Source organism: Psychrobacter sp. NG27 (assembly GCF_016106655.1).
GTDB lineage: Bacteria > Pseudomonadota > Gammaproteobacteria > Pseudomonadales > Moraxellaceae > Psychrobacter.
The window spans coordinates 1-6747 of the sequence record NZ_JADGIN010000017.1; the positions used below are offsets into that span (position 1 = coordinate 1).

At 41.4% G+C, this 6747-nt stretch carries 8 protein-coding genes; 3 read left to right on the top strand and 5 right to left on the bottom strand.

What is annotated here, in order from left to right; translation table 11 throughout:
• Positions 1 to 409: 409 nt before the first annotated feature.
• Together pssA and IP485_RS13580 are read right to left on the bottom strand one after the other, a co-directional pair.
• Positions 410 to 1219, bottom strand: coding sequence for a CDP-diacylglycerol--serine O-phosphatidyltransferase (gene pssA, locus IP485_RS13575; protein ID WP_198327764.1), 810 nt, complete (start codon positions 1217 to 1219; stop codon positions 410 to 412).
• A gap of 180 nt (positions 1220 to 1399) precedes the next feature.
• Complete coding sequence (locus tag IP485_RS13580; RefSeq protein ID WP_198327758.1) at positions 1400 to 2275, bottom strand: 23S rRNA (adenine(2030)-N(6))-methyltransferase RlmJ; 876 nt, start codon at positions 2273 to 2275, stop codon at positions 1400 to 1402.
• Positions 2276 to 2416: 141 nt separating this feature from the next.
• On the opposite strand from IP485_RS13580, the gene IP485_RS13585 reads away from it, so the two are divergent.
• From IP485_RS13585 to dapE, 3 genes are all read left to right on the top strand, one after another.
• Positions 2417 to 3169, top strand: a complete 753-nt coding sequence (locus tag IP485_RS13585; RefSeq protein WP_198327759.1) for a 2OG-Fe(II) oxygenase — start codon at positions 2417 to 2419, stop codon at positions 3167 to 3169.
• A 57-nt stretch (positions 3170 to 3226) separates the two neighbouring features.
• A complete protein-coding gene (locus IP485_RS13590) occupies positions 3227 to 3691 on the top strand; it encodes a hypothetical protein (RefSeq protein ID WP_198327760.1) in 465 nt (154 codons plus the stop codon).
• 135 nt (positions 3692 to 3826) lie between these two features.
• Positions 3827 to 5026: a succinyl-diaminopimelate desuccinylase gene (gene dapE, locus IP485_RS13595; protein WP_198327761.1), complete on the top strand. Its 1200-nt coding sequence runs from the start codon at positions 3827 to 3829 to the stop codon at positions 5024 to 5026.
• Between the two features lie 87 nt (positions 5027 to 5113).
• On the opposite strand, the gene IP485_RS13600 is transcribed toward dapE, so the two are convergent.
• The 3 genes from IP485_RS13600 to IP485_RS13610 all read right to left on the bottom strand — a co-directional run bounded on the left by IP485_RS13600 (position 5114) and on the right by IP485_RS13610 (position 6580).
• Positions 5114 to 5614: a GyrI-like domain-containing protein gene (locus tag IP485_RS13600; protein ID WP_198327762.1), complete on the bottom strand. Its 501-nt coding sequence runs from the start codon at positions 5612 to 5614 to the stop codon at positions 5114 to 5116.
• Between the two features lie 76 nt (positions 5615 to 5690).
• Positions 5691 to 5900 carry a Fe-S cluster assembly protein IscX gene (gene iscX, locus IP485_RS13605; RefSeq protein WP_010196865.1) on the bottom strand — a complete coding sequence of 70 codons (210 nt, stop codon included), beginning with the start codon at positions 5898 to 5900 and terminating at the stop codon, positions 5691 to 5693.
• A gap of 152 nt (positions 5901 to 6052) precedes the next feature.
• Entirely contained in the window at positions 6053 to 6580 is a 528-nt protein-coding gene (locus tag IP485_RS13610; protein WP_198327763.1) for an acyl-CoA thioesterase, read from the bottom strand.
• Positions 6581 to 6747: the final 167 nt, after the last annotated feature.

Consider the following 6747-nt stretch of genomic DNA (forward strand, 5'->3'; position numbering starts at 1 on the left):
AGTAATAAGTTTGTTAACTTACTGCCTAGCTTCCTTTGCTGTGGGGCGTATTATAGACGGTTTAAAGTCTGAGTCAAGAGGTATTTGACCTTTATTCAAATAAACTTGGTGATTAAGTGAAATTAGCGAAATGGCTACGCTGCTTCAATAAGATGCGGTATACGATGTTCTCATAAGACGGCAGGAGCCAATACTGAATGATCTTATCGAAAATAACATTATGATCATCTGATGGTCTGTTATCATTGATAATTTGGCTCTATTAGTATTTGAGATCTCACTCTTACATAGTTGTATGGATTTCTACAAGTTGCGTCTATCTATATATGATAAGTTTGTTAGAGATATAAGACATAAAAAAGGAGTTTACCTGACGGTAAGCTCCTTTAAATAATTACTAAAAGTGGTTTTAGCCACTTACTTTGATCTTAACCGTCGTAACGATACCTGATAGCGCATAGATAATACCAATGGCTAAAATACCAACAGGTATGTCATAAAGTACAATACTCATGACGAGTACACCAATGATAAGCACGACAAAAGGCACTTTCTTTTTATCAAACTCTTTAAAGCTATAGTATTTAACGTTGCTGACCATAAGTAAGCCGCAAGTGACGACCCAAGCAGCAAACAACAGCATAACTGCAGTATCATACTGACCAATCCACTGGTTATGATCGATAGCAACCATCACAGCAGATGTCACCAGTATAGCTGCCAATGGACTTGCTAGACCAACGAAGTATTTCTTATCGACGATACCAACTTGGACATTAAAGCGCGCTAGGCGAAAAGCCCCACAAGCAGTAAAGACAAATGCACAGCCAAGACCGATACGGCCCAATGGCTCTAAAGCAAAGCTATAAATCAAAATAGCAGGCGCAACGCCAAATGCGAGCATATCTGCTAAGGAGTCGTATTGCTCACCAAATGGGCTTTGGGCATTAAGCATTCGTGCCACGCGCCCATCAGCACCATCGAGAATAGCCGATAAAAAGATAGCTAAAGACGCTTTATAAAACTCGCCTTGCGTACTGGCCAAAATCGAGTAAAAGCCTGACAGTAACGACAAAGTCGTGATCAAGTTCGGTGCTAAATACACACCACGACTGACCACTCGCTGGCCTTCTGCCACCTCCGCCTCGATCACCTCAAAGGTCAAACCATCGTAACTGTCATTATCCGCTAGGCGAATATTGAACTCATGCTCATCCATAAATGGTGGCTGGGTTGCCGCACTGTCTTGCAACAATCCATCATTGAGAGCCGTATCCTTTGAGGACATATGGTTTGGTTGACCTGAGGATGGTGGTGTATTGGTCATCTTAATATCCTTATTGGCCGACATTACTATACATCGACCCTGTTCTATTGACCTTTCTGCTGATTGGACTAATTATTCGCCAACGAGCCAGCGCACATTGGTTGCACTGTCAGGTGTCAAATCAGGGGCATCAGCCACTTTTAATGCAGGCTGTAAGAAACGAACGATCTCACGTGCATGATTATCAAACTGCCATGGCGGATTGATAACCAGCAGACCTGTTCCATTAAGGCCAACAGCAACATCATTTGGATAAATATTTAATTCACACACCAACTGACGACGCATTTCGGTACGCTTCAGTTTTTTGTAGAACAATTCAACGGCTTCGATATTCTTAATAGGGAACCAAAGCGCATAGGTGCCTTGTGGCCATTTATTGTAAGAATCTACTAATAAGTTGATAAGACGGGTAAAGTCTTTGTGCTCTTGCTCATAAGGAGGATCAAGAAAAATCAAACCGCGTTTTTCTTTTGGTGGAATAACCGCAGTGATTCCTTCAAATGCATCACGGTGATGGATACCGATTGGCAGTTTGTGTAGCTGATAGTTCAGTGCATCGTATTCGCTGGCTTTAGCTTCAAACGCTTCACCACGAACCCCTGCATCTGGGTTTTGTTCAATATGATGAGCAATCCACCAAGGAGAACCAGGATAGACTTTATTGTCATAAGTAAATCTGGCTTGCTTGATACCTTCCATATACTGTTTGACAGCAGCAGGTGCTTTTTCAGTATCAGCATTCAGTAATGCTTGGATGCCACCTTTGGCCTCACCTGTCTTGCGTGCTTCTTCACTGCTTAGTGAATAAAGTCCGCGTCCGCCATAAGCGTCAAGCACATAAAAAGGTTTGTTTTTTTGTCCCAGTTGATTGAGCAGTTGTACCAATAAAATGTGTTTGACCACATCAGCAAAGTTACCAGCGTGGTAGGCGTGTTTATAGTTCATAATCTCAAAAGTTTAAATAAGAAAAATTGCATCTATGGTAGCATAGGCAGAGTAAAAGATAATGTGGTTTTGGTAAGTGCTTTCAATAAAAACGCATCCAATGATGATTTATTGACAGCTGATTGATAATAATGAGATGAAATGACGCAGATTATTAGCAACCTTAATGTGACAGAGTTGGTCGTTGATCAGCCGATAGGTCAGGATAATCCCCCATTACTGCTGCCAGACGCTTATAACCATAGCCAAGAAACGCTCACTCAACATGTCCTGCAAATGTCTGATTTTGCAGTCAGCTGGGAAGACAAGCTAACGGACCAACAACTTGATACATTCGTCACTAACGGTTGGCTCATCATTGATGATGTGTTTAATAGTACTGCATTATTAGCACTACAAGCAGAAAGCGGCTTTATTGACTATCGTGATGCACAGCTCACTGCTGGTATTCGCATCAGTGATATTCGCGGTGATAAGATACGCTGGATTACTGAAAACTTCTTTGCAGGTTTTTTTTATCTAGAAAGTATCAATGAGCTGGCTGCGCTGTTTAATCGTAGTTTGTTTGCGGGTATTCGTCATAGTGAAGCGCATTATGCTTGCTATCCGATTGGCTTTGGCTATCAATGGCACAGCGACAATCCTGCTGGGCGTGATGAACGTGTAATCTCGGCGGTGTTTTATCTCAATGATGACTGGGAAGCAACTGACGGCGGTGCGCTAGAAGTTGTCGATAAGCATGATGTCCATCATGAGGTCATGCCAGTTGCCAATAGACTGATCATTTTTGACAGTGACTTACACCATCAAGTGCAAATTGCACATCGCCAACGCTACTCTATCGCTACTTGGTTAAGACGTGATGATGCTGTGGTTTTGTTTGCTGCGCCCTGAGTATATTTGTCATTCGCTATGGCTTTAAAGAAGGTTTGTTAATTAAGGACAATGGTAATGCGTAAAAATTTATTCAGACATTCTATTTTAGTTATTATGTTGCCTTTACTTGCAAGCTGCGAGACGATTAATCATCAAAACTCCAATCAAAAAGTCAGTAAGCCTTTCTTTACCTATCAATTACTAAAATCCACTCCTGAAAAACCTATGATAGTTACACCAACAGCTATAACCACTGAATTTAAGTATGAGAATGGGTGCGTACTTGCCTTTGATGGAACAAGATGGATGACGCCAGTATTTCCAGAAGGACATGCAACTTTTGATACTACTAACAAAACTCTAAACTTATTAGGCGTAACTTATCAAATGGGTGAAGTTGTTTTTGCTGGCGGCAATATGACTCCTTACGATAGAGACAACACTCAATCTTATAGTCATATCCCAGCCGAACGTTGCATTACAGAGTATTTAGCAAAGTTTTATGGCGATTACGAAAAAATCTACTTAGATAGAAACTAAGATTTTTTTAGCCATAAAACATTCAATTTCTATATGTTTGTAGTACATCGTTAAATGATAATGACTAGAAAAACCTGATAAAAATAAGCTCGATTTTATAGCAAAAAACATTAACTCAACTTAACTAGGACCGTCATGAGTTCAGAAAATCATAGCAAAAACCACCAGCAAGAAACATTGGCATTAAGCATCGAACTGCTAGAACGCCCTTCTGTCACGCCAGATGATGATGGTTGCCAAGACATACTATCGGAGCGATTGGAGCAAGCAGGTTTTGACTGCGAGTTTATGTACTATGGTGATAGACAGGCAAAGGGCGAACACGCTGAAGTCAAAAATTTGTGGGCGCGTCGCGGCACGACTGATCCTGTGATTTGTTTTGCAGGTCATACTGATGTTGTACCAACTGGTGATGAGAAAAACTGGACCTACCCACCGTTTACCCCGACCATTGCTGATGGGTATCTATGGGCACGCGGTGCCGCTGACATGAAAACAGGTATTGCGGCTTTTACTGTCGCAGCAGAACGTTTTGTCGCCAATCACCCTGAACACAAGGGTTCGATTGCTTTTTTAATCACCTCAGATGAGGAAGGCCCATCAATCAATGGTACAGTCAAAGTCATCGAGACCTTAGAAGCGCGTCAAGAAAAAATCACCTATTGTCTCGTGGGTGAGCCATCAAGTACTGATACGCTAGGTGATATCATTAAAAATGGTCGTCGCGGCTCACTAGGCGCAGAGCTTACCGTCACTGGTAAACAAGGTCATGTGGCCTATCCGCATTTGGCCTGTAATCCTATCCATGCAGCCCTGTCAGCTTTGGCAGAGTTGACCTCAGCGACTTGGGATAATGGCAATGACTATTTCCCTGCGACATCACTGCAAATATCCAATATCAATAGTGGCACGGGCGCGACCAACGTCATCCCTGAAACGCTCGAGGCGGTCTTTAACTTTCGCTTTTCTACCGAAACCACTGAAGATGAGCTAAAAGCAAAAACGCATGCTATCTTTGACAAATACTTTGCTGATAGCAAGGCAAACTATGCTATCCATTGGAAATTGTCTGGTCAGCCGTTTTTGACCCCTGAAGGGAAATTGGTTTCTGCCTGTCAAAAAGCAATTAAATCAGTGACCGATGTTGATACGACCCTATCTACTTCTGGTGGTACTTCCGATGGACGCTTTATCGCGCCAACTGGTGCACAAGTGGTTGAGCTGGGTGTGCGTAATGCCACTATTCATCAAGTTGATGAAAAAGTAGAAGTCGATGACTTGGGCAAACTGGCACAGATTTATGAAGGTATTTTAGAGAACTTACTTTTAGATTAATCATTATTGATGGAGTCAAAAAAGCGCCAAGTCTGATAGCAGACTTGGCGCTTTTTATTGCTTTAACAGATCTATTTTATGTTGGTTTTATTCTATACCAATATAGACATCAACTTGACCATATTCTAGATTGCCATCGATATAATGCTCAAAATCGACATCAAAAGTTCGAGTGTGCTCACAGCTGCGATCATTAAAGTATGTCCAAGCCTTTTCCCAAGCATTCATCACCGTGTATGGCATTCTACCCTGCTCAGAGAATACCAAATACTTTCCTGCAGGAATATCTACTGTTACTAGGTTTGCAGCCTTAGCGATATTGTCATTGTCTGATGGCTCTTGCTCACTGGCTACTTTCCAGCTGGCAACCACGTCAAAAGCACCGACCAAATCCTCGCTCTCATAGTTATGATAGACACCATAGATGTCTTCGCCTTTAGGAAGATCACTGGCATGGTTTTGGTAAAACTTTTGCCATAAACGACCCAGTTTGGCCGTGTCTTCGCTAATCTCAGCGTTATTGGTAGTACGAACGCTAATACCATTGCACGCTATCGCTTCTGGTAGCTCTTTAACTTCTAGTGTCATGATTCGGCCTTTTGTGTTTTTGATTCGATTTTTATTTCATAAATTTTTGAGACAATATCTAAAATAATAAAGTCAATTAATCTGCTTCATCAATCCAATTCATCTGAATGGCTTCTAAGATGCCTTCATTTGACTTTTGAGGATCATCATCAAAACCTTCAAGCTCAGTCACCCAGCGATGCAAGTCGGTAAAGCGTATGTACTGTGGATCAGTCTCTGGGAATTTCTCATAAAGCTCAATAGCGATATCTAAGCTGTCTGTCCATTTTAGTTTTTGTGGAATCATAACGGTACCTTTTTTTAGTAGTGTTAAAACCAGTCGTTTAAAAGACGATGCGTTCGTTTTAATAACGTCGCCTTGATAAGCGCTATCCTACCAAAATTCACCCAAGGATTATAGCCAAGTTGTTTTACTCTGCTATTTTGCCATACTATTTCTTAAGCTGACTTAATGGCGACTTGGTGTGCGTTCCAAGTAGTAATGATATCCGTCAGCTGCTCGCCCGTCATATCCAGTACTTCTGGCGTACGCATGCCTTTGTTATCAGTAAAAACAAACTTGGTCATGCCAACACCCATAAGCTGATTTTTTACAAAGAAGTGATGCTCAAAATACACATATTTGTGATCCCACCCTGCCACGACACTACTCAGCGTCATTTTATCCAAAAACTTTATCTGTTTTAGATAAACCATCTCTTGCATGGCAATGACCCAGTTTAGGGGTTTAATACCTTTTTTATGGCAGTGCTTCATTACCCAGCGAGTGACATTTAGTTCAATAAACGACAAGTAGCGATAGTTTGGCAAGTGATCGCGAAACCCCATGTCATGCGGCAACACTCGATAGTGGCGAACAGTGGGTGCCATCAATGACTCTATACTAATTGTCTCACTCGTCGATTGCTGCTTGAGCTGTTGTTTGAGCAAACTGACCATAATAAAAAAACGCAGTAACATATTCATAAAAAACTCTCTAATTTTATTTCATTATAGTTATCATTGGCGATAATATTCGGTAATGCCATCTCGGCCATAAATGCCGCACACTCTAACGCAAAAAAAGCCACCTCAGTGACTTTTTTATTGAAAAGCGTATATTTAAAAGTATGGGTCAGAGATTAGTGACCTGC

What these genes read in the sequence shown, in the direction of transcription:
- pssA (WP_198327764.1), bottom strand. Translation starts at nt 1,219, where the DNA reads ATGGATGAGCATGAGTTCAATATTCGCCTAGCGGATAATGACAGTTAC.
- IP485_RS13580 (WP_198327758.1), bottom strand. Translation starts at nt 2,275, where the DNA reads ATGAACTATAAACACGCCTACCACGCTGGTAACTTTGCTGATGTGGTC.
- IP485_RS13585 (WP_198327759.1), top strand. Translation starts at nt 2,417, where the DNA reads ATGACGCAGATTATTAGCAACCTTAATGTGACAGAGTTGGTCGTTGAT.
- IP485_RS13590 (WP_198327760.1), top strand. Translation starts at nt 3,227, where the DNA reads ATGCGTAAAAATTTATTCAGACATTCTATTTTAGTTATTATGTTGCCT.
- dapE (WP_198327761.1), top strand. Translation starts at nt 3,827, where the DNA reads ATGAGTTCAGAAAATCATAGCAAAAACCACCAGCAAGAAACATTGGCA.
- IP485_RS13600 (WP_198327762.1), bottom strand. Translation starts at nt 5,614, where the DNA reads ATGACACTAGAAGTTAAAGAGCTACCAGAAGCGATAGCGTGCAATGGT.
- iscX (WP_010196865.1), bottom strand. Translation starts at nt 5,900, where the DNA reads ATGATTCCACAAAAACTAAAATGGACAGACAGCTTAGATATCGCTATT.
- IP485_RS13610 (WP_198327763.1), bottom strand. Translation starts at nt 6,580, where the DNA reads ATGAATATGTTACTGCGTTTTTTTATTATGGTCAGTTTGCTCAAACAA.